This is a genomic window from Diplocloster modestus (genome assembly GCF_019042245.1).
In the GTDB taxonomy this organism is placed as follows: Bacteria; Bacillota; Clostridia; order Lachnospirales; family Lachnospiraceae; genus Diplocloster; species Diplocloster modestus.
The window spans coordinates 14,605-41,464 of the sequence record NZ_JAHQCX010000021.1; the positions used below are offsets into that span (position 1 = coordinate 14,605).

Below are 26,860 nucleotides of genomic sequence, written 5' to 3' on the forward strand. Positions count from 1 at the left end.
AGGGATTTTCTGTGCACGCCGGGCTGGGTGAAAAGTTATGTTCAACCTTCATATTTCTCTACAATCCTTTCCGGCATATAAACTATGTCTGTTCCGCCCCTGTCTTTTGGGTTTTTATACTTATTCATTTCCACAGAGAATACCTCGCGGAACATTGCATCGCAGAGAACATCCTCTGTTTTGCCATAACTGTAGCAGCGGCCGGGCTTCATGGTAAAAATACGGTCGGAATAAGCGGCAGCCTGATTCAAGTCATGCAGAACCATTACAATTGTCAGTGAGAGCGTGTGGTTTAAACGCCGTATCATCTGCAGGACTTCCAGCTGGTAACAGATATCCAGATAAGTCGTGGGTTCATCCAGAAATAAAATCCTGGGTGTCTGCGCGATCGCCATTGTAATCCAGGCCATCTGGCCTTCTCCGCCCGACAGTGTACAGATGGACCGGCCCCGGAACCTGTCCATTCCGGTACGCCTTAGCGCCTCATCCACAGCGGTAAAATCTGCCGCCCTAAGCTGACCGCCCAGACCAGTGTAAGGATATCTTCCGAACTGAACCAGCTGTTCCACGGTCATATCCGGAGGGGCCTGCTTGCTCTGGGGAAGGATAGCCAGTTGTTTTGCCAATTCTTTACCGGAATAAGCGTTAAGTGGTTTCCCAAGAAAAAAAACAGATCCGCAGTCAGGTTTCAAAAGGCGTGACAATATTTTCATCAATGTACTTTTTCCGCAGCCGTTAGGGCCTACAATGGTTACGATCTCGCCCTGTTCCGCAGAAAAGGAAATATCGTCCAGAATCGGCCTGCCATCGATGGAATAGCAAATATGTTCTGCCCTGATCACAGCTGATACCCTCCTTTCCTGCGCAGCAGATAGAGGAAAAATGGTGCGCCTAATGCGGCAATTATGATCCCCACATTCATTTCTTCGGGTCTAATTACAATCCGCGCCAGCCAGTCACAATAGATGACCATGGCAGCCCCGTTGACGGCGGATGCGGGCAGTAGGTACCGGTAATCGGAACCTACCAGCATTCGGGTAATATGAGGCACGCACAGTCCTACAAAAGCAATCTGGCCCACCACACTGATTGCACTGCCGGCTAACAGGGAGCTGATTACGATGAAAATCAGGCGCGTGTGCTCTACCTTAAGGCCCAGTCCTGTGGCGATCTCATCGCCCATGGATAGAAGATTCAGACGGTTGGTAAGGCACAGAACCGCCGTAAGTCCGATCAGCGCGTAGGGCAGGATCAGTTTGAAATGATTCCAGGTCCTGGCGTTTAAGCTGCCCACGGAAAAACCGATCATTCCCTGAATAGCGTCAGGATGAAGGACTGAAACGACGCTGTAAAAAGCGCTGAGGATACTGGAAACAGCTACGCCGGAGAGTATAAAGCGGACCGGCGCAACCCCGTTTTTCCAGGACATAAAATAGACCAGCATAGTGGTCAGAAATGCTCCGGTGATCGCTGCTGCCGGAGTCAGATAATAGGAAGCCGGAAAATATACAAACAGGACCAGCGTCACAAGAGAAGCGCCGCTGGTCACGCCCAAGATGGAGGGGGAGGCCATGGGGTTTCTGGTGATTCCCTGCATGATTGCCCCGGAAAGGCTTAGACACATGCCGGCCAGGCCAGCGACCAATGTGCGGGGCAGCCGCACATCGGCCAGGATAATGTGGTTCGTTCCGGACGTCTCCTGAAACAGATAATGAAAAATTTCCGGCAGTGAGAATTCTACCGCCCCCATAGCAATGCTTAGAAACACGCCGGCAGCCAGCACGATGCAGCAGATGCCGATCCGCAGCAGGCGGCTCCGATGAGTGAACAGAGCTTTCATTTCCGGATCAATTTTTTTCATCTGCGGTCCCTCTATTCGGTAAAGGCATCGGGATAAAGAATTTTGGCCAGGTATTCATAGGCCTCACCATATCGGACGTTCGCTTTATATAAGAAAAGATCGGAGGGAAGATGATGGTAACGCCCTTCTTTCACAGCGGTCAACTCGAACCAGAGTGGATTCGACTCATAGATGGCCGTAGCAGTTGCTTCCGTACCATCCCCGGAACCGCCGCGGGAAAGAATAAACTGAGGGTCCAGTTTGAGGAGTTCTTCCATGCTGATCACAAAGTTTTTATCTTCCCCGCCTGCATCCTGGAAAGCCACATTAACGGTGTTCAGATCTTCCAGCAGGCTGCCCAGGAACCCGCTGTTCTTCAGCGCGTAGATACCGCTGGTGGCATGAGGAAGCAGCATGATAATCTGGGCGGGTGTCTGTTCGGCGCAGATTTCCCGGACGTGGTCTACTTTGGCTATGTTTTCCGCCGCCCATTTTTCATACAGATCCGCCCGGTCGGTCAGAATGGTATAAAGTTCCAGAGTCTCCAGAAAGCCTTCAAAGTTTTCATAATCATACAGCAGGTATTCCACACCGGCATCCTTTAATGCCGCCGCCATGTCCTGTCCATCTTTGGATGGTGAGCCAAGGATGACGAGATCCGGTTCTTCAGCCAATACAGCTTCAAGGGAAACACTGGATGAATTCCCGATTACCTTAACTGCTTTGGCCTCCTCGTTGCGCAGTGCGCTGAGTTCCTCATCTACACGGCCGACCGCCGTGCCGCCGCAGTCGTACCAGAGGTCATGCCAGTTATTGGAAAGTGTCACGACGCGTTCCGGCTTTATGGTCAGGGTAACCTCACTGCCGGTAGCATCGGTAAAGGTTACTTTTCCGTCACTGACTTTGAATTTATCGCTGTGCAAAATGGAGACAGAGGAAGGAGCAAAGGAAGCGGCGGTTTGTGGAGATGCCGATGCAGCGGGAACAGCGGAGGCTTCCGGGGATACGGTGGGAGCAGGAGATTCGGATACAGACGTGTCTGCGGGCTTTGCAGAACTGCCGTCAGATCCGCATCCGGTCAGGACAGTACTGAGCGCCAGTACGGCTGCCAGAATGAGAGAATAGTATTTTTTTTGTTTCATTGGTAAAGACTCCTTTCGATGAGTAAAAAATAGAGTGTCGTAGTCTTCACACAAAAAGCGCCTGTTTTATGAGTTCATAAAAACAGGCATCAAAAAAAAGCCAAACAACAGGCCTTATTTTAATGGCTGCCTTCTGTGGAAGCAAGTCCATTAATTCCGTAAGCAGGTCTTCTGACTTATCGCGTATGGCCAGTCCGCGCCTTCTCACTTTAAGCAATGGCATTGTGCGGCTGGCACCCGAAATACAGCAACCCGATTGTTCAGGATTCTCACCTGATTCCCTATTATCCCAACCCTATGGAGGGGCACTTGCGGAAATTTTTGGTAAATCTCATTATAAGTGCTGTTGTTTAAAATGTCAAACTTTTATGGGCGTCTGCTTTGGTTAGGCCCAAAAGGCTCATAAGATAAAAAGTCCTTGCACACCAGGCACCGTTGTGCTATAATTCTAAAGGCAAATTAGACACGTATGCGGATTTTTCGGATGGTGCCGGCTTACACTTACCGGTTCCGGAAATTGGAAGCATATGGATGATCAAACCAAATGGAGGTAAAAACATGAGTGTAATTTCTATGAAACAGCTGTTAGAAGCAGGTGTTCACTTTGGACACCAGACCAGAAGATGGAACCCCAAAATGGCGGAGTACATCTATACCGAGAGAAACGGTATCTACATCATCGACCTGCAGAAATCCGTAGGAATGGTTGACACTGCTTATCAGGCAGTAGCGGATATCGTAGCCAACGGCGGAACTATCCTGTTCGTGGGAACCAAGAAACAGGCCCAGGATGCGATCAAGACAGAAGCAGACCGCTGTGGTATGTTCTATGTAAACGAGAGATGGTTAGGCGGTATGCTGACGAACTTCAAGACCATCAGGAGCCGTATCGACAGACTGAAATCCATCGAAACCATGGAAGAAGACGGAACATTCGACGTCCTTCCCAAGAAAGAAGTAATCGCTCTTAAGAAAGAGCAGGATAAATTAGAGAGAAACTTAGGCGGTATTAAAAATATGAACCGTCTTCCCGATGCAATCTTCGTCGTAGATCCGAAAAAAGAGAGAATCTGCGTACAGGAAGCTCACACTCTGGGTATTCCGCTGATCGGTATCGCTGATACCAACTGTGATCCGGAAGAACTGGATTATGTAATCCCTGGTAACGATGATGCAATCCGCGCCGTAAAACTGATCGTTTCCAAGATGGCAGACGCTGTTATCGAAGGAAACCAGGGTGTACAGGATTATGCGGAAGAACTGGAAGGGGACTATTCCGAAGAATATTTTGAGGAAGCACCCGCAGTAGAAATGGCCGAGGAGGTACAAGCATAATGGCTATCACAGCAGCAATGGTAAAAGAGTTAAGAGAGATAACCGGAGTCGGCATGATGGATTGTAAAAAAGCCCTTGCTGAGACCAACGGTGATATGGACGCAGCGGTTGAGTTCTTAAGAAAGAACGGTCAGGCGAAAGCAGAGAAGAAAGCCGGCAGAATCGCAGCGGAAGGTATTGTAAAAACGGTAATCAAAGACGACAAATACGCAGCAATCGTAGAGGTAAACTCCGAGACAGACTTCGTTGCAAAGAACGAGCAGTTCCAGGAATTTGTAGCTGACGTTGCAGATCAGATCTTAAACGGCAATGCGATTAATGTGGAAGAGCTGTTAAAAGAAGCAAGCTTAAAAGATGCTTCCAAGACAGTGAACGATCAGCTGGTAGAGAAGATCGCCACGATCGGAGAGAAGTTAAGCATCCGCAGATTTGAAAAAATCGACGCTTCCAACGGCTGCGTGGTATCCTATATCCACGGCGGCGGCAGAATCGGCGTTTTGGTACAGGCAGATACCGACGCTGTGAATGACGCAGTAAAAGAAGTTCTGATGAATGTTGCCATGCAGGTAGCGGCAATGTCTCCGAAATATGTATCCAGAGATGAGGTGTCTCAGGAATATCTGGATCATGAGAAAGAGATCCTGCTTGCCCAGGCGAAAAACGAGAATCCGGATAAGCCGGAGAATATCATAGAAAAAATGATCATCGGACGTCTGAACAAAGAGTTAAAAGAAGTCTGCCTGTTAGACCAGGTTTATGTAAAAGACGGCGACCTGACTGTCGGCAAATATGTAGATCAGGCTGCAAAAGCAGCCGGCGCTTCCCTGAGTATCAAGAAATTCATTCGTTTCGAGACTGGCGAAGGCCTGGAGAAGAAGGAAGAGAATTTTGCTGAGGAAGTTGCGAAACAGATGGGAAATTAATCTGAGATTAAATAAAGTCTGGAAATGTGCTTTAAGTAAAATGATTATGCGTGAGGGTATATTGCGAAAGCAATATACCCTTTAATCATATTCGAAAGCGGCTAGTGCAATATATCCCCAAAAATAAAAAGGAATGAGGTGTGTAAATTGTATACAATATTTCAAAGAACAGAAATTGCAGAACCGACTTTGTTCAGCCCGACTGACACAACAAAAAGAATAGAAAATTTCCCTGAAATTTGTATTTCTACTTTCTCGGATAATATCATTTAAAAATTTTCTTCTTTGGATCACGTAGAAAAGATAGCAGAACTATACTCTGCAAATGGTACACTGCCTGTTTATCAAATTAATTACAAAAATACCGCGATTGCTTTTTACCGTTCCATGGTGGGCGCGCCTGCCTGTGTTTCCTTGTTTTGAAGAAATCATTGCTATGGGGGCCAAAAAGTTTGTTTTGTTCGGCTCTTGCGGTGTATTAGACGATAATAAGGTAGACGGAAATATTATTATCCCTGTTTCTGCGGTTCGAGATGAGGGTACAAGTTACCATTATATAGCGCCCTCAGTGGAAATTGAAGCAGAGGAGCATTCTGTCCGGACCTTGGAACATGTTCTGGCAGGCTGTGGCTACTCCTACATAAAGGGCAAGACATGGACTTCTGACGCTATTTACAGGGAAACACTTTCTGCTATTCAAGAACGCCGGGAAGATGGGTGTCTTGCTGTAGAAATGGAATGTGCTTCTATGATGGCTGTTTCAAAATACAGGAAAATCCCTTTTATCCAGTTTTTGTATGGAGCGGACAATCTTAGTTCTGGTATATGGGATATCAGAGATTTAAGTTATTATGGTCTTACTAATACAGAGAAATACATGGTGCTTGCCTTTGAGTGCGGACTCGCTCTATAGGTATGCTGTTTATGACGAGAACGAGGAATAATATATTATGGTAGTACTAATGATTAAGAAAGTCGGGAGGAGCTATGGGAGAAGATTTTGATAATAAACTAGATAAATTGCAAGAATTATGTGATTTATTAAGTAATTACAAATACGAGCTGCATTATCGTGATAATTGTGAATATGAGTATTTAGAGGAAGGAAGTGTATGCATTACAATCCTCAATCCATATTCAGAAAACAAAATGTATATTGATTTAGAGGAGGAATTTACGCTTTCCTATGGAGCATACCATGAGCATTTTTATCCCGATCGCGATGGATACAATGAGATGGTTAAAACCATAAACGGAATTTTGGACAATGAGCTATGTTCCGCGACCATGTATTCCGGTCAACCATTGAAGTGGCTTGGCAGCACTGCCATTTAAAAATAAAAGAGTTTAAAATCCGGCTACATACGGATGGCGGAGAAGTACATTATGATTTTTGGAATCCGGTGGATGACAGAGTTGTCATAATAAAAAAGAAGGCATAGGTCCAATGGTTCTTCCTCGGGTTTGGGTATGCCCGGCCTATAAGCAGCGGGCATACCCAAACCCGAGGAAGAACCGATCCAATTTGAAATCCTTTTTGTAAGAGTAGTAAACGGAACATAGCTAAAAGATGTGATGAATTGCGTGGGTAACAAAAACGATTATACAGTAAAACAGCGGCCTTGCATACGGCCGCTGTTATTTTTACATTAAAAAGTCTGCTTAGTTGGGGAAAACTGCAGTTGCAGAATCCTTATTTGATCAATATGCTTGTGTTGGCATCTAAATGAGATTGCAGGGGATAAAACAATTTTTACTGTCAATCGGCAGAACCTCCTCGCACATACAGATAATGCCGCCGCTGCCTCTTGCCAAAGCAGCTTTGTCAAGCAGCTCGTATTTCTTTACTTCGCGCCGATCAGGATTTGCGGATTTTTTGATCTCCAGAGGGTGTATCTAATTGTTTTCTTCCGCAAAGATGTCGATTTCTTTGGCATTGGAATCCCGATAGTAGGTCAGATTGGCCTTGGCCTTCGCGTAAGCGTATTTTTTGACCAGTTCCATCACCACATAGTTTTCGAAGTAGTGCCCGCTGGCCGCACCGTTCATTAGGGTATCGCGTGTCAGCCACATGGAAAGATAGGCGCAAAGGCCGGTATCGCAAAAATACATCTTCGGCGTTTTTGCGAGACGTTTTAACGCGTTGTTAGCGAAGGGAGGCAGGAGGTAGAGAATCCCCAGCCCTTGAAGCACCCGCCCCCACTCTTTTGCTGTGGGCTGGGAGATCTCCGCAGCGTCTGCCAGCGTTTTGTAGTTGATTTGTTCTGAGGTCAGCGCAGCGCAGGCGTTCAAGAATTTACGGAAGCGTACCGTGTCAGTGATGCCGCCCGCCTCGGCAACATCTCTTATCAGGTAGGTATCCACATAGGAGTTATAATATTCCTGCCTCTGTTCTGCATCCGCCGTTAGCACCTGTGGCATGCCACCGCGCCAGATGTGTTCAAATACTTCTACAATATTATTTTTTGCCACCAACTTTTGCCGTTCCAACAGACAGGGCAGGGAATAATCAAGTTCACCCGGAAACGTGATACCCTCGATCTCATTTTTGGATAGGCTGTATAGCTCCAAAATACCAATTCTGCCTGCCAGGGTTTCCCGGATATTTTTCATCAAGCTAAACTGTTGGGAGCCTGTCAGCCAAAAGTTACCGGTTTCTTCGCTTTCGTCACACATGATTTTGATCTGTTCAAAGAGCTGCGGCGCTTTCTGGACTTCGTCAATTATAATTGGGGGCTTGTAGGTCTGAAAGAACAGCACGGGGTCGGTCTGCGCCAACATTCTCACCATTGAGTTGTCAAGAGTAACATAAGTGCGCTTCTGCCCCTCGGCCAGATGCTTGAGCATGGTCGTCTTTCCTACCTGACGCGCGCCTGTCACCAGCACAGCCTTGAAAAAACTGCTCATGTGCAGGAATTTTCGCTCTAGTGTGCGGTCAATGTATTTCATGATGATCCTATTCATCCTGTCAATCATCCGGACATTGACTGCGCGACTCCCTCACAAAATATTGGATAACTTTATTGAAGCAAATCAAGATGACACCTTTTGCGGTATTCATTAGGCGTCAGCCCGTTTTGCTTTTTAAACTGCCGGATGAAATAACTCACATTGTCAAAACCGCAATCCAGACTAATCTCCAAGATGGTTTTAGTTGTATTACCCAATAACCGTTCCGCTTGTTGAAGCCGGTATCGAATCAGGTATTGAATGGGGGAAATCCCCGCGATCTCTTTGAAAAAACGGCAGAGATATTGAGGATTGCAGCCAGCGGCCTGAGCAAGCATTTGAAGCGTCAGCGCCGATGTATAATTATCTTCGATCAACGAGACGATACGTTTATAGCGGTCGATCCGTTCTTTTTCAAAAGCGGTCGCCGTATCCGCACTGGAAATGAACAACCCGTATCTGTTTAAATCAATAAGAAACTGGAGTATTTCCAGCTTTAGCTGAAAATACCAATCGTCCGTCTTTTTTTTACCCAGCTCAATCAGATGTTCCATACGGTGATTGAGCTGTTTGTATCCGGTATCCGAAGGATGGATAATCCTTGGCAGAACCAACTTATGGCTTAACAGAGGATGAATCAGTTTTTCCTGCATTTCATCTCCATATGAAAATCCTAAAATGGACTGGTTGTATATCAGCGCGTCATGCAGCGTGTGTGAGCCTATCCCTTCCAATAAATGAAGCTCCCCGCTGTTAATCATGCAGATATCCCCTTCTTGCAGGTACAGAGTCTCCAGATTAATCTCTGCTTTATAGCGGCCTTTCCGTATCTTCAATATTTCGGTGTTGTAATGCCAATGCCGCTCCACAAAAAAATGGTCCGGATAAGAAGTTCCCTTACCGGTACAAAAATTCATGATTGTCAAAGGCCTTTCTTTTGTGCCATGCTGCACATTTTCCTCGAGAGAATATTCTTTGTTCATACCGGTTCCGTCCTTTCCTCCCGTACCTCCGCTTTTACAGTCCCGAAATGACATAGTATAAAAAACTCAGAATGTCAATATTGTGCTATTATTTTATTAAATAATGCAAGAAATTTCAAGAATTTTTTCTTATAATGTAAAAAATGATATATGGAGGAATTCGTATGATTCAAAAATATGTTTTTGGTACTCCTTTTGAGACAGAAGCAGTAGTAAAAGACATTCCGGCTGTAAACGGAGAACCTGCATACGGGTGTATTTCCACGGAAAATGGCTTCCGCTATACTTATCGTATGGATTGCGAAGATAAAATATATGGCCTGGGAGAAGCCAACAGAGGCATCAACAAAAGAGGCTTCCGGTACATCAGCGACTGTACGGACAATCCTGAACATACAGAGGACGCAGTATCCATGTATGGCGCCCACAATTTCCTGATTGTGAGCGGTAAGGATACATTTGGGATGTTCATAGACTATCCCTCCCGATTAACCTTTGACATTGGCTATTCGGAAAGGAACCGGCTGGAGATCACCTGTGAGGAGGCCAATCTCTATCTGTACCTGATCCGGGGGGATTCCATCTATGATATTGTGAAACAGTTCCGCCGGATGATCGGGCGCAGCTATATTCCGCCGAAATTCGCGTTTGGATTCGGACAGAGCCGCTGGGGCTATACCACGGAAGAGGATTTTCGCAGCGTAGCGCGGGAATACCGGGAAAATCATATACCGATGGACTTATTATACATGGACATCGATTATATGGAGCGCTTCAAGGATTTTACGGTGAACAAAGAGAGTTTTCCGGATTTCGCTCAGTTTGTAAGCGATATGAAAGACGTTCAGATCCACCTGGTGCCGATCATCGACGCGGGCGTGAAGGTTGAGAAAGGTTATGCGGTCTACGAAGAGGGGCTGGAGAAAGGATATTTCTGCAAAAAAGAGGACGGCTCCGAATTTACCGCCGCCGTGTGGCCGGGCTGGACGCATTTCCCGGATGTGCTGAATCCAGAGGCAAGGGAATGGTTCGGAAATAAATATCAGCTTTTGCTTTCCCAGGGAATTGACGGTTTCTGGAACGATATGAACGAGCCGGCCATTTTCTATTCCGAAGAGGGGCTTTGCGAGGCGAAGGAATTTATGAGAGAGTTCCTTCAGGATAGCGAACAGTTTTCACCCTTTGCCATCACCGATATGGCCCAGAGCCTTGCGAACAATCCAAAGGATTATAAACGTTTTTATCATGAGGTGAACGGACAGAAGGTCCGCCACGACAAAGTACACAACCTATTTGGCTATAATATGACCAGAGCGGCGGGAGAGGCATTTGAAAAGTTGTCGCCGGACAAGAGAATTCTGCTGTTCTCCCGTTCCTCCTATATCGGCATGCATCGCTATGGCGGGATCTGGACCGGAGACAATAAATCCTGGTGGTCCCATATTCTGCTGAATTTAAAGATGCTGCCCTCCCTGAACATGTGCGGGTTCCTGTATGTGGGTGCGGATCTTGGCGGATTTGGCTGCGATACCACCAGAGATTTACTGCTGCGCTGGCTGGCCCTGGGCGTATTTACGCCTCTCATGCGCAATCATGCCGCCCTTGGCACCAGGCTTCAGGAATGCTGCCGTTTCGAAGGACTGGAGGATTTCCGCCATGTCATCGGGGTGCGCTACCGCCTGATCCCTTATCTGTACAGCGAATATATGAAGGCCGCGCTGAACGATGAGATGATGTTTAAACCTTTGGCCTTTGAATATCCGCAGGATTCTATGGCCTGCCAGGTGGAGGATCAGCTCCTGGTCGGCAATGAGATCATGATCGCCCCGGTCTACACACAAAATGCGACCGGCCGGTATGTATACCTGCCGGAAGAGATGAAGTTCATCAAGTTCCTGCCTGATGGAAATATTCGGGAAGAAATCCTGGAAAAAGGGCATCACTATGTGGAGATCGCTCTTAACGAGGTGCCTTTGTTTATCCGCAAGGGAAAATCTATTCCTGTGGGGGCTGCGGCAGAAACCATAGAGGAAATCTCCGGCGTTACCTTGGAATATGTCGGCTGCCCTGGCGCATTCTATGAATTATATGACGACGATGGAATAACACCTATAAATAATTAGTAGCGCTCGAAAAAGCCTCACTGACTAGTTTTTCATGCAGAGCACTTAGTGCCCAAAATATGGGCACTTACGTGCTCATAGCTATAAAATAAATTGAAATTTGACATTTGATAGAAAGAATGTTATTTTGGTTCTAAAGAACATTTTGTGAAATCAAAATTGTAAACGGTTACAAAGAAGGTGGATGGATGAAACCGACGATACGCGATGTTGCTAATAGAGCTGGTGTTTCTGTCGCAACGGTATCCAGATATTTAAATAACAGCAGTCTGATTGCTCCGGTTTCCAGGGATAAGGTACGAACCGCGATCGATGCGTTAAACTATCGTCCGAATATGATGGCCCGGGGCTTGGTAAAACAAAATACAGAAACGATTGCCCTGGTAGTGGATTATTCCCATGAAGAAATTTATGGAAATGAGTTTTTCTTGAAAATCCAAGTCGGACTTGAGCGTGAGTTTTCCAGGCATGGATATTACTTAATGCTGGTGAACATTGCGAGCGCCGGGGAAGCGCCGGGCCTGATTAAAAAAATTATATTAGAAGGCCGGGTAGATGGTATCGTGCTTCTGAATGAAATGGCGGAACCCTCCGTTATTCATTTGCTGAACGAAATGGAGGTTCCATTTGTGATCGCCGGACGCGGAGAATACAAAAATGCGGCGTGGGTTGATATTGACAATATTTTGGGCGGATATGTGGCCGCCAATAAATTGATCGGCTGTGGTTTGGAAAAGATCGGTTTTATTACCAACAGCTTTCAAAAGCGGTTTGTAAAAGAAAGATTCGAGGGTTTTCAAAAAGCTATGATGGAAGCGGGACTGGAATATGCCGAAACATGGGTCGCTGCCGGATTAAACACCTATCAGGATCAGATAAAATTTTTAAAGGAATGTGAAAAACCCGTTTGTGACGCTTATGTGGTTTCGGATAGCTATATCGCTTATCATTTTATAAAAGCGCTGAAGAACAGCGGTTATTCGGTTCCCAAGGATGTGCAAATAGTAGCGTTTGATAATCAGCTCCTTTCGGAAGTGTCGGAGCCGGGAATCACGGTTGTTGATATCGATGTAACTATGCTGGGTGTGCACGCGGCAAGGTTTTTGCTAGATAATCTGTATCGTTTGGATAAAAATTACGAACCGCAGGCGCGGCATGAACTTTTAGGGGTTCGACTCATAGAAAGGGGGTCTACGTTATGAATATTTTATACTGAAAATTGTAACCGTTTACAATAAAAAAAGTGTAAAATATTAAAAGATTTTGCACTGAAAAGCTGACGGATATTCCAGGGGGTAAAACCTGGAGAATGCGAATAATACAGACTTTTTAAGCCAGTTATAAATAAAAACAGGAATGAGGTTTCTATGTATAATTGAGTGAATTTTTTTGAAATTGATTGTAAACGGTTACAATATGGTACAAGTAAAGGTAGAATGTAAATCTTAAACAGGAGGGAATCATTTATGAAAGCAAAAAAAATCGTATCGTTTACACTTGCAGGCATTTTCATGTTGTCTTGCGCAATGGGTTGTTCCGGTAAACCGTCTGATAGTCCTTCATCGGCAGAACCAGCTGCAAAGGAAGATTCCGCGGAAAAATCCAATGCTGCGCAAGAAACAAAAGATACAACGGCAGATACTGTGAATTTGACCTTTTGGCATACATATAGCGAAGGAGAAGAGGCGGTTTTCCTGGATCAAGTGGTGAAAGGATTTGAAGAGGAAAACCCGGGAATTAAGATAGAAGCGGTCAGAATGCCTGTCGATGGATTACAGCAGCAGGTAATCGCAGGCGCGTCGGGCGACGCGGCCCCGGATGTGATGCGAATGGACCTGACCTGGGCGGCGGAATTCGCAAAACTGGGCGCGCTGCAGGATGTATCTGCTTTTGATGGATTTTCCGATCTGAAAGAGAATTCGTTGGAGGGGCCTATGAACACCAACTATTACAATAATGGCTATTACGGTCTGCCTCTGAACAGCACGACTACGGTTTCTATCTGGAATATGGATCTGCTGAATGAATTCGGAATTACAACGCCTCCGGATACGATAGACGGACTTGTAGATCTGGCGAAAAAGTATAATGACCCCGCCAATGAAAAGTGGCTGTTTACGGTTGCCGGGACTTATACCTGGGCGATGCTGCCGTGGTTTTGGACTCTGGGCGGCGAGCTTACGGATGAGAACTTTAGTGTGGCCAGCGGTTACCTGAACAGCGATCAGTCCGTGGCAGCTCTTGATACCATGAGAGAGTGGTACAGCGACGGAATAATCAGCCATGCGATTATCGGGGAGCAGCCGGACGCATGGGGCGGGATGACCGGAGGAAAGTATGGGATGATTTCAGAAGGCCCGTGGTTTTTCAGTTCCAATGACAGTTCATTTAAAACCGAGACGACGCTTATGCCGGAAGGCGAGGGAGGCAGTATTTCCATCGTGGGCGGCGAAAATATTGTAATGTTCCAGAACAGTGATAAGAAGGACGCGGCCTGGAAATTTATGCAATACATGCTTAGCGACGAGTCCCAGCTGGCTATGTCGGAAGCCGGGGTGATTCCGACGACCAAAACGGCAACAGATAAAATGGACACCAGCGCCGCTCCCTATCTGGACACCTATCTGACACAGCTAAAGACAGCGAAAGTCCGTACTCCAAGCGCTAACTGGGGTGAAATTGACACCATTTTGGGAAAGGCTTTTGAACAGGTAATCCGGGGTGAAGCAGAAGCAAAGCCGGCCTTGGATGACGCGGCTGCGCAAATAGATGGTTTGCTGAAATAATGCGGCTGTCGGAGCTTGAGCATGGGGGGAGTCAAAGCCCCCCTATGCTTAGCATAAGCCAAACGATGATTTCCCCTGTCAATGGTAGTTCTGATTTATGTATGGAGGTTTGTATGGGAAAAAGATTGCCTTTCGGACAAAGGATCAAGATCGGCTTCCAACAATGGCTTGCCGCGCTGCCCTTTATTGCGGCAGGGTTGATTTTGATGGGGATGTTTACCATTTATCCCTTGGTTCGGAATATTCAGATTAGTGTCTCGGACTATAATATTATTGCGAATAAAACCGGCGGATTTCTGGGGATTCAAAATTATATCCGTATGTTTTTAGATTCGGACTGGCTCCGTTCGCTGAGAAACACATTATTGTACGCGTTGGTTACGGTTCCGGGCCAGATGTTTTTTGGGTTGCTGCTGGCGGTCCTTATAAACTCCGTTACCAAAGCGAAAACGATGTTCAAAGTAATAACTTATCTGCCGGTCATCACTTCCTGGGTGGTTGCTTCCCTGGTATTCAAATATATTTTTGCGTCGGGGAACGGAGGCTTGATTAATTATATTTTCATGCAGCTTCATTTTATCGAAACGCCTGTGGCATGGCTGCAAAATGAGTGGACGGCAAACGTTGTTTTATGGATCTTCGGAATATGGAAAGGGACCGGCTGGACCATGATCATATATCTGGCAGCCCTGCAGGGCGTCTCCCAGACCATATATGAAGCGGCGTCCATAGACGGAGCGGGAAGTATCGCCAAGTTTTTCAGAATAACGATACCTTTGGTAAAAAACACCACGCTATATTTGCTCACCGTCCTGACGATCGGTGCGTTCGGAGCATATATTCATGTTATGATGATTACAAACGGGGCTCCGCTTGGCCGGACCCAGGAACTGATGAATTATATGTATAATACCGCGTTTACAAGTTATGATTTTTCTTATGCCGCGGCGCAGGCTGTTGTAATAGGAGTAATCGTATTCCTGATCTCTCTTGTACAAAGAAAACTATCAAAGGAGACGGTGAATTAGAATGAAAACAAGCCATATAAGATACAGTACGGGCCATAGTACAAGCCAAAGCAAAAGCCACAGTAAAAGCCGCAGTTTGCGAAACCTTCCGGTTTATATCGGCTTAAGCCTGTTTAGCATTTCCGCCCTGGTCGTGTTTCTGTATATGCTGGCTACGGCCATGACCCCCCAATCTTATTCCATGCCGTATCCGCCGATTTTGATTCCGGACAGCTTCTATCTGGAGAATTTTAAAATTGCATGGAATTCTAATAACTTTGGGGCATATTTTGCTAACAGTGTTTTTGTAACCGTTATCGCTACCCTGCTGATTGTGATTGTTTCCTGTATGTGCGCCTACGCATTTGCCAGAATGAAGTTTCCGGGGCGCGATTTGCTTTTTAATCTGTTTTTGTTTAGTATGATGGTACCGACCCTGACAAATTTGGTTGCACAATTCACCCTGCTCCAATCGATGCACTTGGTAGACAAATATACCGGTTTGATTCTTATCTATGTGGGGATTGGGATTGCGTCAAACACTTATTTTCTGAGGAGTTTTTTCCTGGGCCTGCCCCATGAGCTGGAGGAAGCCATGATTATGGACGGAGGGACGAACTGGACAATTTTTCGTCATCTTGTGCTGCCCTTAAGCAAACCGGCTATCGCTACCTTTGGAATTTTGGCGTTTTCAAATACATGGGATGAATTCCTGTTGGCTTTGACCCTGATTAAAACGCCTGATAAGAGGACCCTGCCCATCGCCATTAAGTTATTTGAAGGGCAGCATGTCAATAACTGGAGCCTGATATTCGCGGCCTCGCTGATCGCGATCGTTCCTATTCTGATTATTTATATCGCATTTCAAAAAAACCTCATAAAGGGCGGCGCTCTGGACGGGACTTTAAAGGAGTAGAATCATGTTACAGAATAATCAATTTTCCGTATTTCATTCGACGGCTTATCCCTGGCAGTATGTGGATTCGGATCAGGTGCTGCACCTTATGATCTGCGTGAAAGGAGCGGGGCCCATATCCATAAAATGTCTGGCGTGTGACCCGTGTGACACTGATAAAGGGGTGTTGGGGGAAGATATGCCCAGACTTTTCACAAACGAAATGCGCTGCGAAATGGAAGGGCCGGGAATACAGTATTTTACATTGCATATACCAATGAACACTCATAAGCTGCGGTATCATTTCAGCATATCCGTGCTGGGCCACACGTATCTATACGATGAGTCGGGCCTGTCGGAGGATAAGGAAGAGCTTTATATCCGGCCGTTTTTTGTTGCGTACACATATCCCGACCGGTGCGGGGGAGTGCCGAAGTGGTGTAACGGCATGGTGTGGTATCAGATATTTCCGGACCGATTTGCGAAAGAAAATTCGGATCAAACTCGTGGCTGGCAATCGGGAAAAATCACAGATAAAGATCTGGTATGCGGCGGAACGCTCAAAGGCATTATCTCTAAGATCCCCTATCTCAAACAACTGGGAATCAAAGGGATTTATTTGAATCCGATTTTTCAGGCCGGCTCCATCCACCGGTATGATATCATTGATTATCTCAAAATAGATCCAATCCTTGGAACGGAAGAAGACTTTGTGGAATTATGTGAAAAATGTCATAGCAATGGCATTCGGATCATGATGGATGGTGTGTTCAATCACTGTTCGTATCTGTCGCCCCAATTTCAGGATGTGATAAATAAGGGAGAGCATTCACGTTATTATGATTGGTTTATCGTTTATGATACGGACCGCCTTAAGAAAATGGATGTGAAAACCGGAGCGGATGCACAGTTCCGGGTATCGCCTGTCTATGAAACATTTGCGTTTGTCCCGTCTATGCCGAAGTTTAATACCTGTAATCCGCAGGTGATGGATTATCTGATCGGGGCAGCCGAATATTGGACAAAAAAATGTGGGATCGACGCCTGGCGGCTGGATGTGCCGGATGAAGTGAATATTGAATTTCTGCGGGAGTTTCGAAGACGTATCAAAACGCGGAACCCAGATATCTATATCGTGGGGGAATTCTGGGGCAATGCGGCCAGGTGGCTTGACGGCGAAACCTTTGACGGGGCAATGAATTATCCGCTGTATTTTATCGTAAGGGATTTCCTGGCCAAAGAGAAAATCAGCGCAGTTCCGTGTGCGAAACTCCTGCCCCAATGTCTGATGGCAAATCCCCCGGTTCGGCGCTGCGGTATGTTTACTTTCTGTTCAACACACGATACGCCCAGGATTCTGTGGCATTGCGGAGAGGATCGGAAAAAAAGGGATTTGTGTTATATTCTTACTGCGGCTCTGGGGGGCCAATTGTCTGTTTACTATGGGGACGAAATCGGAATGACCGGCGGCTATGATCCGGATAACCGCAGATGCTACCCCTGGAATAGCGGGACAGCGCCAAAGGAAATGAAGGAAGCAATCCGCGATGCGGTGAGCCTGGCGTCTGACGATGAGAAGGGCAGGATTTGCCGTATATGCGCGTTGGATGAGGAGGTGCTCGGCGTTATATATGAAAGAAGGAGGTTGTATATCAACCGATCCAAAGAGGAAAAAGAATTACCGGACGGGACGAAGATTTGTCCGCAGAGTTACTGCTATCTATAATTCATAAATTGTCTGCGGGATTGCGACTATCATAGCACTTGAAAAACAAAAACTTGATTTTTCAAAGAGTTTGTGCTAGTGACGATGTTCGTCAGAGGGAGCTTGCTCCTTTGGAAAAAATCAGCGATAATTATGAAAAGATAGTTCTTTCAATGAATACAGAAATGGATTTGTCATACGAGGGCATTAAGTCGCTCAATCTTATTGATTGGCTGATTGCTGAATAATGTATCATAATTCCGAGAAACTTTATGTTAGATATTAATCTTCTTGGAAAAGGAGCATCTACCTCCGGGATAGGTGCTTTTCTTATGTCCATTTTCAAAAAAGAGTGTGAAACCCTATAGTAATATTTTCTGGAGGCAGGACGGCCTTTATGTTATTACAAATAACCTGACAAGTGAACAGAGTTAGGAATATAATTAATTTAACGATAAGGATTCACGTGAACCCCCTTTCCAAAATTTACAGAAAAGAGGAAACAATATGTCCGTTACCATAAAAGATATTGCCAGAATTGCGGGTGTTTCCCATACGACAGTCCTGAAAGCCCTGCACAATAAACCGAAGATCAGTCCGCAGCTGCGGGAGAAAATCCTGCAGATTGCCAAGGAGAACAACTATACGTTAAATACGAATGCCAGCAACCTGGCGCTTAAGACCACCAATGTGATCGGTATCGTGGTCACAGACATATCGATTCCCCTGTTCGCGGAGATGGTGAGAATGGTAGAGCGGGTGGCCGGAATTATTATCGCTCCCACTTATGAGGAGACGGAATTCGTAGATTATCTGAAAAATACGGATATCCCCTTTTTGGTATTGGGACGTCTGGAAGGAATGGATATTGATTATATTACCTTTGACGACTTTTCCGCGACCTATAAAGCCACGGTTCACCTGATCAGCCAGGGGCATAAAAGAATCGCGCTGGCGATCCGCGGGGATAAGGATATTTACCCATACCGGTATTGGCTGGAAGGATATCAGTCTGCGCTTTCCGAATACGGAATTCCTTATGACGGGGAACTGATCCTTACCTGCAAAGTGACGCCGGCGGACGGATATGAGACGGCGGGAAGGGTGCTTAAGCTGGAGCAGGAACCCGGGATCATTCGAGAACTGCTGGAGGTGGAGCTGATCGAAAGGGAATCTACAGGAAAAGCTGCAGCACGGACATAGAGAGGGGGGATACGATGGAGAGAGAACAGGAGCTATGGGACGCCGGCTGGATATGGGCGGCGCACCACCAATATACTGCGAATTGTTATATTCTGTTTTGCAAGACTTTTGCAGTGAATGCGCCGGAGAACGTGACCGCAGTGCGCATTCGGAGCGCAGGTACGGAATACAGGCTGTATTGGAACGGAACCTTTCTGGGAAGGGGAAGCATCCCCTCCAACCACGGGAATTTTTACTAAGAGGAATTCTGTATCACAACCGAGGTAAAAGATCTGCTGAAAAAGAAGAACTGTATCTGTGTAGTCGCCCATAACTCGGGAGTGGGGCAGCACGGAAGGGAAAGCGCTGGAGGCGGTTTCGCGCTGGAGGCCAGGATCGAGGGGGCGGAAGGGACACAGATCATTCAGACGGATGAGACTTGGGATACCAAAGTGCCGGAGTGGTGGAACCAGGGGGCGCCGCAGATGTTCTGGACCATTGGCTATCAGGAGGAAGTGGAGCTAACGGCGTTCGAGGAAGATATGCGTAACCTGCTTAGGCCTGGCCTGGATGACGGAAGTGATCCTTCTCTCCGGGAGGGGTGGATATGATCCTGGCAGCTTCCCGTGATGTACAAAAGGGGGGGAGATTCGAGGGGAGACGGGTATACCAGCATAATCCGCAGGTTTTATTTGTGAGAAGCAATAAAGACGAAAATATCCGGTTTGGCGAAGTGATTGCCGAAAAAGTTAATGCTTCCCAGGGACCGGTAAAAATATGTATTCCGACAGGGGGATTTTCGGCAGTGGACCGGGAAGGCGAAATTTTCTATGATGTTCAGGCAGACAAAGCGTTTGTGGGTGCTTTGAAAGCCGGGATAACCAATGAACAAATAGAGATTATGGAAATACCCGGGAACATTAATGATTCAATATTTGCCGAGGCAGTGGTGTCAAAGCTTGGAGAAATGCTTTCTGTTGGTTAAAGTCACTGATTGAGCAGACATATGCGCGGAAGAACGCGCGAATGGAGGATATAATGGTACATAAAATCAACAAAATAGAGGTGCATCTGGTTTCTGCGAAAGTAGCAGGAGGCTTTCAGGATGCAACGAGAAATGTAGAGACGATCGGTTATACCATCGTTCGTATCATTACGGATCAAGGATTGGAAGGCTTTGGTGTCACCTACCATGAGGTGGGCGGTGAAGCGATAAAGAGCCTGATCGTAAATAACATGGCCCCCAAATTGATCGGGAGAGATCCGCTTGAGACTGAAATAATATGGCAGGAGATGTTCCACTATCTGAGGGGAGTGGGACGTAAAGGACTGATGTTTTGTGCCCTGAGTGCGGTAGATATCGCATTATGGGATCTGAAAGGAAAGATTGTAAATCTCCCACTGTACAGGCTCCTGGGTGGAAATAAGACAAAAATTCCAGTCTATGGAAGCGGCGGCTGGACATCCTACTCAGACGAAGAACTGGTAGCCGAAATGAAAGAGATCGTAAACCAGGGATATCAGATTATTAAATTTAAAGTTGGTGTGGAAGGGGGAACGAAACCGTTAAGAGATGTGGAGAGGGTCAGAAAGGTCAGAGAGGCGGTCGGACCGGATATACAGATCCTGCTGGATGCTAATAACTGCTGGGATGCCGCTACTGCTGTGCAGTTCGCGAACCGGATTAGAGAGTTTAATATCTTGTTTTTGGAAGAACCGGTGTTTGCGGATGATATGCAGGGATTGGCGCGTTTTAAGCGTGGGACTGACGTAGCGCTGGCTACAGGAGAGCATGAGTATACCAAATTCGGAGCAAGGGATCTGGTTCTGAATGAAGCTGCGGATATTATTCAGTGTGATGGTACGAGAGCAGGCGGTTATACGGAAATGTTAAAAATAGCTGCGATATCCCAGGCATGGAATATTAAATTTGCACCTCATGCGATGGAAAATATTCATATCCATCTGATTAGCGCCGTGCCGAATGCACTTTTCCTGGAAAGGCTTTTGCTATTTGAGGATATCACGAATGCAATATATATCAATCCACCTGTACCGGAGCATGGATTTATGGAGATCCCGGATCTTCCGGGACTGGGCTTGGTCCTGAATATGGATTTTATTCGGGAAAATGATGAAATTATATAGAAAGGATAAGAAAATTGAACGTTTTGGGACATGTCCATTTCAGTTTGGGACATGTCCCGATTCGATTGTCCCGATTCGATAATGAACTATGCCAGCGGTAAAACAAGTTCTGTCAGAAACACAACCGCGCAGGCGGCCAGCGAGACCTGGAACAGACTTTTGCCGCGGTAGGCCAGGAACACTGCGACCACAAGCGCGGCAGCCGCTGACCATACACTGGCGGTGGCGCTTAAGATAGCGGGGAAGGTCATGACCGACAGAGTGACATAAGGCACATAGAACAGGAAGGACCGGATAAAAGGATTTTTAATCTCTTTTCGGATCAACGTCAGCGGAAGCACACGGATCAGATAGGTCACGACCGCCATTACTATTATGTAAAGAACCGCATGATTACTCATGGAGCACCTCCTCTGAGTCCCTGACCGGGAAGAAATAGGCCGCCGCACCGGCGATCAGGATGGTCAGCAGGATGATCTTAAATCCGGATGATATCGTGTTCAGCACAGGAATGAAAGTGAAAAGCAGGCTGCAGGCCATGGATACCAGAATGACTCCGGCTAACACCTTGCTCTTTCTGGCAGGAGGGATAATGACCGCCAGGAACATTCCGTAGAGTGCGACGTTCAGCGCGCTGAGTACCCGCCCCGGAAGCAGGCTGCCTGAGACAGCACCCAGCAGGGTGCCCAGCGTCCAGCCCGGCACAGCCACACTGATCAGGCCGTAACTGTAAAAAGGATTCAGCTTGCCTGGCTTACACACGGATACACCGAAGATCTCATCCGTGACACCGTATCCGACGAACAGTCGGTGATGGAATGGTGTCTGCTCTTCTAATTTTTGGGAAAGCGAACAGGACATCAGGCAATAGCGGAGGTTGATGATAAACTGTGTAACCGCCATTTCCATGTACGATGAACCTGCCTGTATAATACTAAGTGCGGCAAACTGTCCTGCCGAAGTCAGATTTGTAAAGGACATTAACACCGACTGCCAGGTAGTCAGCCCGGCCCCGACGGCCATGATACCGAAAGTAAAGGAGACTGCCAGATAACCCAGGCCAATGGGGATACCATCCTTTAAACCATTTCTGAATGCAATTCCATTGTGTTTCATAGTTTCCTCCAAGAGTGCGTTTTCTGCACATATAGGTAATAACATCTATTTTCTAATCTTTTTGAATTTTCATGTAAATATTCCACCTGCACAACCGTAAAAAATAAACGGTAACAACAGCCTTTAATATCATATAATAAGAACTAAAAAAAATCCACACCAAAATAATAGGAACAGTACGTTTCCGTAATAAGAAACAGTAAGTTTCTTTTTCATTGATCCCCTATTTTTCCTTTAGAATAAGCGAAAGAAAAAATATACCAGTTACCATTAAAAACGATTGACAGTATGTAGTTTTATGATTATAATAGAACTACAAACAATCAATCAAAGAAAGGAGATCCAAATGTCAAATCGAATATCCATCTCCGAATCAGAATGGCAGGTAATGAAGATCATCTGGAACGACCCGCCCCAGACCCTTCAGGAAATTCTGGAAAAACTAAAACACACGGACTGGAGCAAAACCACGATCCAGACTTATATTGCCCGCCTGGTAAAAAAAGGCGCATTGTCTACGAAACGGCAGGGAAAAGGATATCTCTACTATCCGGCTATCTCGGAAAGCGAATGCCAGCTTGCGGAAAGCCAGAACTTTCTGCGCCGTGTATACGATGGCTCTCTATCCAGTATGGTGTCCGGTTTTGTGAAAAGCAAAAGCCTGTCCAGGGAAGAACTGGATGCCTTGAAGGCATTGATTGAAGAGCAGGAGGAAAAATAATGCAGATACTTGGAAATATATTCAGTATCATCCTGTATTTATCGTTTATCGGAAGTATCGTTTCTTTTGCCGCCTTATTTTCCAAAAAGGTTCTGCATCTTGTACAGCCGCTGTGGTTTGGCGTGGCCGGTTTGCTGTTCTATCTGGTTCCGGTTATTGTTCCCCAGGTGCGGCTGATTCCCGGCGAGAGACAGATATGGCGTTACGGCTTCCGGGTCGCGGCCATTATTTGGATTACCGGTGCGTTTTTGTTTGCTCTCTACTATCTGGCGCGTACCCTGTTTGCCGCCCGGGCTATGAGAAAATATACCCTCTGCCGGGAGGCGCGTGTTTTAAAGATATTAACCGAAATCTGCACCTGTGAGCGGATTCAGAAAATCCCGTGTGTCCTGTTCGGAGAGTTCAAAGATCCGGTCTGTGTTGTGACGATCCTGCGTCCGTCCATACTTTTGAACAAAAGGATCTTACCGGAACTCACCGATCCGGAATTGGCGATTATCTTACGGCACGAAATTCTGCATATTAAGAGAAAACATCATTTGCTCCAACGGTTCTACGACCTGGCGTCGGTCCTCCACTGGTGCAATCCTTTTGTATGGATATCCAAAAATGATTTTGAACTGATATGCGAAATGGATTGTGACAAAAAGGTACTGAAAAGCTGTACAGAACTGGCTCCCGGTGATTATACAAGAACGATGCTTCATCTGCTGGAGATGTCGGCCGGTACCGGGAAAAACACAGGGGGAAGAATAGAGGCGCTGGGGTTTCTGATGGCGAAGCAGCGGTTTGCTGCGATATTGGCTTATCCAAAACACATATGGCGGATTATCACTCTGGCTATTTTAGGAGGGCTTGCCGCCGCTGCGGTTCTGCTGTCCATGTCTGCCAGCCGGACATATTTTTATCCATATCCGGCCTTGATGGGTCCTGCGGAATACAGTGATCCTGATGCACAACGATTCTGATGGTAAAGCCCTGTCACCGATTCAAAAACAGGCCTTCAAAGCTGCGCATATCAATATCAATATCAGTATCAATACCGGTTATCCTGTCTGGATAAACTACAAATGTAGATGAAAGGAGAAAAGATGAATCAGATCGAAATAAATAACTTGACAAAGCAATACAAGAATCAAGTGACTGCTTTAACGGATATCAGCTTCCAAGTGGAAAGCGGTGTATTCGGGCTGCTGGGCCATAACGGCTCCGGAAAAACAACATTGATGAAAATCCTTGCGACGATAATGCGGCCGACATCCGGGTCGGTACGGATCGGGGGCTACGACATAAATACACAGGGTGAGGAGGCACGCCGTCTGATCGGATATTTGCCCCAGGAGCTTTCCATGTACCCGGCTCTGACCGTATTCGATTTCGTCTGTTATATGGCTGCCTTAAAAGGGGTGAAAGACCGTAAGAAAGTGATGGATGTATTAGAACAGGTGGATATGGGGCAATATGCGGGCCGAAGGATCGGACAATTATCCGGCGGAATGAAACGCCGGGTAGGAATCGCCCAGGCGCTGGCGGGGGATCCGCGGATTTTAATTGTGGATGAGCCGACGGCCGGTCTGGACCCGGAGGAACGTGTCCGCTTCCGCAGTGTTCTTTCCCGATTTACGAAAGACGATAAATGTGTTCTGTTGTCCACCCACATCGTCGAGGATGTGTATCAGCTCTGTGAAAAGCTTGCCGTACTGCGTAAGGGGGCGCTGTTTTTCAGCGGGAGCGCCGAAGAGCTTTTATCCAAAGCATCCGGTAAGGTCAAGATCGTGGAAATAGAAAAAGAGAAGAACCTGGCGGCACTGCAGAAAAAAGCCGTCGTACTGTCCGTTACTTATGAACACTCCGGCATTCTGGCCCGGATTCTGGATGAGCGGGGCGAGTTCCCGGTTCCGCCGGTGCCGGAAACGCTGGAAGATGCCTATGTGTATTGTATGGGAGGGAAAAACTATGAGTAAGCTGACCGCGGTTGCCAAATACGAGTATAAAATGCAGATCAGCCGTCCTGCCGGATGGGGTGTCCTTCTATTCTCCACGGTTACGGCGTTTCTGGACTGCCTCCCAACAGCGGCCAATATGGCCCGGGTGGAATTCCTGGGGGAAATCCACTACTATGTGAAGCGGGTCTTCGCATTTGACGGCCTGATTCTTCTGTTTGGCCTGATGTTTTTGATGGCGGGCCGGCTGGTTGACGACCGTAAAACAAGAGTAAAGGATTTATTGATGGCAGCTCCGGTGCATAAGAAGGATTATGTTGGGGGGAAACTGCTGGGAAATCTGTGTTATACACTCACGATGATGTTTTCCCTGCTGGGGATTTCCATCTGTGGATATCTTCTGTGCCGCCGGGGAACGGAAGGAATCGGAAGCTTTCTGCATGCCGGTTATTCCATCGCATTATATCTGATTTTGCCCGCGTCCTTTTTTGTAACGGCCAGCTGTGTTATGCTTCCTGAAATACTGGATATCCAATTTTTCTACCTTTTGTATTCCATCCTGTTTATGGTAAACGCGTTTTCGGTAAATTCGGCAGAAAAAATGCCGTTTTATATATTTACGCAGGGAGATCTGACAAAATACATCTGGCGGCATCCGAAGTGGCCGCAGATCTATCCCGGGAGTGCATGGTTAAACCTTGTTTTTCTGCTGGGAACCGGTATTTTGGCGGTTACCCTGGTAGCCACGAACCGGTCATTTTGGAGGGAGGATGAATGATAAAACATGAATGCAAAATTGTCGGGATAAATCCGGTGTGGATCACAGGACTGCTTACCGGTGTCTTTCTGGCCGTCTGTTCCGGCGGCGGGGATAATATCCATTGGGGCTATGTAGGGTTTGAAATCATCTTTCCCTTTTATACCGCGATTATCGTGGGGAAATGGTGCAGGGTCAGAACCGACCTGATGTTTGAAACCATCGCGGCGCAGGCAGAATCCCTGTTTACATGGATCGTGCGCAGGTATATCCTGCTGCTGGCCGGTATTCTTGTATTTTCCATTGCCGGTATAGAAGGTGTCTCGGCGCTAAAACCGGGGATGGATGTGATGGATCTGCTGCTCACATACATGACGACCGCTTTTTTTCTGTCCAGCCTGTGTGTGGCGGTATCCATATGTACCAGCACTCCCCATATGGCTGTTATGGTGACGGGGATCGTCTGGCTGTTCTCCCTTATGGCAGTCAGTATGATAAGGTACAAAACGGTATCGTACTTCTATCTTTTCATCCGCTATGCAGGAGGCGATGATCCGATTTGGCGCGTGAACAAAACGATATTGGTCGTATTGGGCCTCTGCCTATGGGGGATTTCTTACACAGCTTGCCGCATCCGAATCTTTGCCGCGTCTGATCCTGGTAAAGATTAACACTGAGCCAGATGATCAGGCCAAATTAGACGAATCATTAGCACAGCATTACAACTGAATATCTATATGATACCGGTCATCGATCAGAATACAATTACAACCGTACTTTTTACACATCTTCAAATAGAAAAAATTTTCCCTAAGTACAGAATCTTTCGTACAACAGGTATCATCTAGCCGCTTTTCTATGACATTCGCATATTTTTTTATATAAGCAAAATGGTTTTCGATATAGGATTCTGTCATTACAAGGCAATAAAACCTGATTTCTTTCAAGTGTCCGCTGCCAAAATCTTCTTGCCAGTCAAAAGGAATATAGATCCCCTCCACAATAAGATTCTGATGATTCTCAAGCGCGGTCTTTATGATTTCCCTGACAATTGGCCAGAGATAATCTGTCAGTTCAGCACCATCTTCCGGGGTCAGTTTCGTATTTCCGCTTCTTATCAACCCCATTTTTAATAAATCAATGGAGAAATAGGGATATCTATATTTCTCCATTAGTTTTTGTGCCAGCACAGTCTTCCCGGTATGCGAAGCTCCCGTAATTAATAGAATCATTTGATATCGCCTTAAACTTCCTAATTTACCGAATCGTTCTTATTTTAAAGTGTAGATTAGCGTACGCTCTCTG

Annotated in this window: 28 protein-coding genes and 1 riboswitch; of the genes, 20 read left to right on the forward strand and 8 right to left on the reverse strand. The window is 46.4% G+C overall.

All coding sequences use genetic code 11. The features are described 5' to 3' along the window. Positions 1-41 precede the first annotated feature (41 nt). From KTH90_RS21585 to KTH90_RS21595, 3 genes are read right to left on the reverse strand one after another with little or no spacing between them, the layout of a single operon-like run. On the reverse strand, positions 42-842 hold the full coding sequence (locus KTH90_RS21585) for an ABC transporter ATP-binding protein (RefSeq protein ID WP_238727463.1): 801 nt from the start codon (positions 840-842) through the stop codon (positions 42-44). Beyond that, the gene (locus KTH90_RS21590) at positions 839-1,861 is read right to left on the reverse strand and encodes a FecCD family ABC transporter permease (RefSeq protein WP_238727464.1); all 1,023 of its coding nucleotides are present in this window, start codon (positions 1,859-1,861) and stop codon (positions 839-841) included. The genes KTH90_RS21585 and KTH90_RS21590 overlap by 4 nt, the downstream gene beginning before the upstream one ends. A gap of 11 nt (positions 1,862-1,872) precedes the next feature. Then, complete coding sequence (locus KTH90_RS21595; protein WP_158354693.1) at positions 1,873-2,982, reverse strand: ABC transporter substrate-binding protein; 1,110 nt, start codon at positions 2,980-2,982, stop codon at positions 1,873-1,875. Positions 2,983-3,126: 144 nt separating this feature from the next. Further along, positions 3,127-3,310: riboswitch (cobalamin riboswitch) on the reverse strand. Positions 3,311-3,540: 230 nt separating this feature from the next. On the opposite strand from KTH90_RS21595, the gene rpsB reads away from it, so the two are divergent. From rpsB to KTH90_RS21615, 4 genes are all read left to right on the forward strand, one after another. Next, the gene (rpsB, locus tag KTH90_RS21600) at positions 3,541-4,317 is read left to right on the forward strand and encodes a 30S ribosomal protein S2 (RefSeq protein WP_158354694.1); all 777 of its coding nucleotides are present in this window, start codon (positions 3,541-3,543) and stop codon (positions 4,315-4,317) included. Then, positions 4,317-5,240, forward strand: a complete 924-nt coding sequence (tsf, locus tag KTH90_RS21605) for a translation elongation factor Ts (protein WP_158354696.1) — start codon at positions 4,317-4,319, stop codon at positions 5,238-5,240. Before rpsB ends, tsf begins: the two co-directional genes overlap by 1 nt. Positions 5,241-5,565: 325 nt before the next feature. Next, a complete protein-coding gene (locus KTH90_RS21610) occupies positions 5,566-6,153 on the forward strand; it encodes a nucleoside phosphorylase (RefSeq protein WP_330656154.1) in 588 nt (195 codons plus the stop codon). Positions 6,154-6,227: 74 nt separating this feature from the next. Further along, the gene (locus tag KTH90_RS21615; RefSeq protein WP_238727465.1) at positions 6,228-6,575 is read left to right on the forward strand and encodes a hypothetical protein; all 348 of its coding nucleotides are present in this window, start codon (positions 6,228-6,230) and stop codon (positions 6,573-6,575) included. A gap of 561 nt (positions 6,576-7,136) precedes the next feature. On the opposite strand, the gene KTH90_RS21620 is transcribed toward KTH90_RS21615, so the two are convergent. Continuing rightward, entirely contained in the window at positions 7,137-8,204 is a 1,068-nt protein-coding gene (locus KTH90_RS21620) for an ATP-binding protein (RefSeq protein WP_238727466.1), read from the reverse strand. 56 nt (positions 8,205-8,260) lie between these two features. Next, positions 8,261-9,172, reverse strand: a complete 912-nt coding sequence (locus tag KTH90_RS21625) for a helix-turn-helix domain-containing protein (RefSeq protein ID WP_238727467.1) — start codon at positions 9,170-9,172, stop codon at positions 8,261-8,263. A gap of 164 nt (positions 9,173-9,336) precedes the next feature. Here KTH90_RS21625 and KTH90_RS21630 point away from each other — a divergent pair, with 164 nt between their 5' ends. The 11 genes from KTH90_RS21630 (at position 9,337) to KTH90_RS21680 (ending at position 21,018) form a co-directional block, all read left to right on the forward strand. Next, positions 9,337-11,295, forward strand: a complete 1,959-nt coding sequence (locus tag KTH90_RS21630) for a glycoside hydrolase family 31 protein (RefSeq protein ID WP_158354760.1) — start codon at positions 9,337-9,339, stop codon at positions 11,293-11,295. A 188-nt stretch (positions 11,296-11,483) separates the two neighbouring features. Next, positions 11,484-12,497: a LacI family DNA-binding transcriptional regulator gene (locus KTH90_RS21635; protein ID WP_158354762.1), complete on the forward strand. Its 1,014-nt coding sequence runs from the start codon at positions 11,484-11,486 to the stop codon at positions 12,495-12,497. 264 nt (positions 12,498-12,761) lie between these two features. Then, the gene (locus KTH90_RS21640) at positions 12,762-14,081 is read left to right on the forward strand and encodes an extracellular solute-binding protein (protein WP_158354764.1); all 1,320 of its coding nucleotides are present in this window, start codon (positions 12,762-12,764) and stop codon (positions 14,079-14,081) included. Positions 14,082-14,194: 113 nt separating this feature from the next. Continuing rightward, positions 14,195-15,109 (forward strand): carbohydrate ABC transporter permease, encoded by a 915-nt coding sequence (locus tag KTH90_RS21645; protein ID WP_158354766.1) that lies wholly within the window; start codon positions 14,195-14,197, stop codon positions 15,107-15,109. Between the two features lies 1 nt (position 15,110). Next, entirely contained in the window at positions 15,111-16,004 is an 894-nt protein-coding gene (locus KTH90_RS21650; protein ID WP_158354768.1) for a carbohydrate ABC transporter permease, read from the forward strand. Between the two features lie 4 nt (positions 16,005-16,008). Next, positions 16,009-17,709: a glycoside hydrolase family 13 protein gene (locus KTH90_RS21655; protein WP_158354770.1), complete on the forward strand. Its 1,701-nt coding sequence runs from the start codon at positions 16,009-16,011 to the stop codon at positions 17,707-17,709. 486 nt (positions 17,710-18,195) lie between these two features. After that, entirely contained in the window at positions 18,196-18,891 is a 696-nt protein-coding gene (locus tag KTH90_RS21660; RefSeq protein ID WP_158354775.1) for a LacI family DNA-binding transcriptional regulator, read from the forward strand. A 14-nt stretch (positions 18,892-18,905) separates the two neighbouring features. Continuing rightward, positions 18,906-19,130 carry a hypothetical protein gene (locus KTH90_RS21665; RefSeq protein ID WP_158354777.1) on the forward strand — a complete coding sequence of 75 codons (225 nt, stop codon included), beginning with the start codon at positions 18,906-18,908 and terminating at the stop codon, positions 19,128-19,130. 81 nt (positions 19,131-19,211) lie between these two features. After that, on the forward strand, positions 19,212-19,481 hold the full coding sequence (locus KTH90_RS21670; RefSeq protein ID WP_158354779.1) for a hypothetical protein: 270 nt from the start codon (positions 19,212-19,214) through the stop codon (positions 19,479-19,481). After that, complete coding sequence (locus KTH90_RS21675) at positions 19,478-19,855, forward strand: Tm-1-like ATP-binding domain-containing protein (protein ID WP_158354781.1); 378 nt, start codon at positions 19,478-19,480, stop codon at positions 19,853-19,855. Before KTH90_RS21670 ends, KTH90_RS21675 begins: the two co-directional genes overlap by 4 nt. 53 nt (positions 19,856-19,908) lie before the next feature. Further along, the gene (locus KTH90_RS21680) at positions 19,909-21,018 is read left to right on the forward strand and encodes a mandelate racemase/muconate lactonizing enzyme family protein (RefSeq protein ID WP_158354783.1); all 1,110 of its coding nucleotides are present in this window, start codon (positions 19,909-19,911) and stop codon (positions 21,016-21,018) included. A gap of 86 nt (positions 21,019-21,104) precedes the next feature. Here KTH90_RS21680 and KTH90_RS21685 read toward each other — a convergent pair whose 3' ends face one another. Both KTH90_RS21685 and KTH90_RS21690 read right to left on the reverse strand, forming a co-directional pair. After that, positions 21,105-21,419 (reverse strand): AzlD domain-containing protein, encoded by a 315-nt coding sequence (locus tag KTH90_RS21685; RefSeq protein ID WP_158354785.1) that lies wholly within the window; start codon positions 21,417-21,419, stop codon positions 21,105-21,107. Then, positions 21,412-22,134: an AzlC family ABC transporter permease gene (locus KTH90_RS21690; protein WP_158354787.1), complete on the reverse strand. Its 723-nt coding sequence runs from the start codon at positions 22,132-22,134 to the stop codon at positions 21,412-21,414. The genes KTH90_RS21685 and KTH90_RS21690 overlap by 8 nt, the downstream gene beginning before the upstream one ends. 346 nt (positions 22,135-22,480) lie before the next feature. Here KTH90_RS21690 and KTH90_RS21695 point away from each other — a divergent pair, with 346 nt between their 5' ends. The 5 genes from KTH90_RS21695 to KTH90_RS21715 all read left to right on the forward strand — a co-directional run bounded on the left by KTH90_RS21695 (position 22,481) and on the right by KTH90_RS21715 (position 26,226). Next, on the forward strand, positions 22,481-22,855 hold the full coding sequence (locus tag KTH90_RS21695; protein ID WP_238721930.1) for a BlaI/MecI/CopY family transcriptional regulator: 375 nt from the start codon (positions 22,481-22,483) through the stop codon (positions 22,853-22,855). Beyond that, positions 22,855-23,823 (forward strand): M56 family metallopeptidase, encoded by a 969-nt coding sequence (locus tag KTH90_RS21700; RefSeq protein ID WP_158354791.1) that lies wholly within the window; start codon positions 22,855-22,857, stop codon positions 23,821-23,823. Before KTH90_RS21695 ends, KTH90_RS21700 begins: the two co-directional genes overlap by 1 nt. 123 nt (positions 23,824-23,946) lie before the next feature. Next, positions 23,947-24,819 (forward strand): ABC transporter ATP-binding protein, encoded by an 873-nt coding sequence (locus tag KTH90_RS21705; protein WP_158354793.1) that lies wholly within the window; start codon positions 23,947-23,949, stop codon positions 24,817-24,819. Next, on the forward strand, positions 24,812-25,576 hold the full coding sequence (locus KTH90_RS21710) for an ABC transporter permease (protein WP_158354795.1): 765 nt from the start codon (positions 24,812-24,814) through the stop codon (positions 25,574-25,576). Before KTH90_RS21705 ends, KTH90_RS21710 begins: the two co-directional genes overlap by 8 nt. After that, a complete protein-coding gene (locus tag KTH90_RS21715) occupies positions 25,573-26,226 on the forward strand; it encodes a hypothetical protein (RefSeq protein ID WP_158354797.1) in 654 nt (217 codons plus the stop codon). Before KTH90_RS21710 ends, KTH90_RS21715 begins: the two co-directional genes overlap by 4 nt. 48 nt (positions 26,227-26,274) lie before the next feature. Here the strand turns inward: KTH90_RS21715 and KTH90_RS21720 are convergent, their stop codons facing one another. Further along, entirely contained in the window at positions 26,275-26,787 is a 513-nt protein-coding gene (locus tag KTH90_RS21720; protein ID WP_158354799.1) for an AAA family ATPase, read from the reverse strand. Positions 26,788-26,860 lie beyond the last annotated feature (73 nt).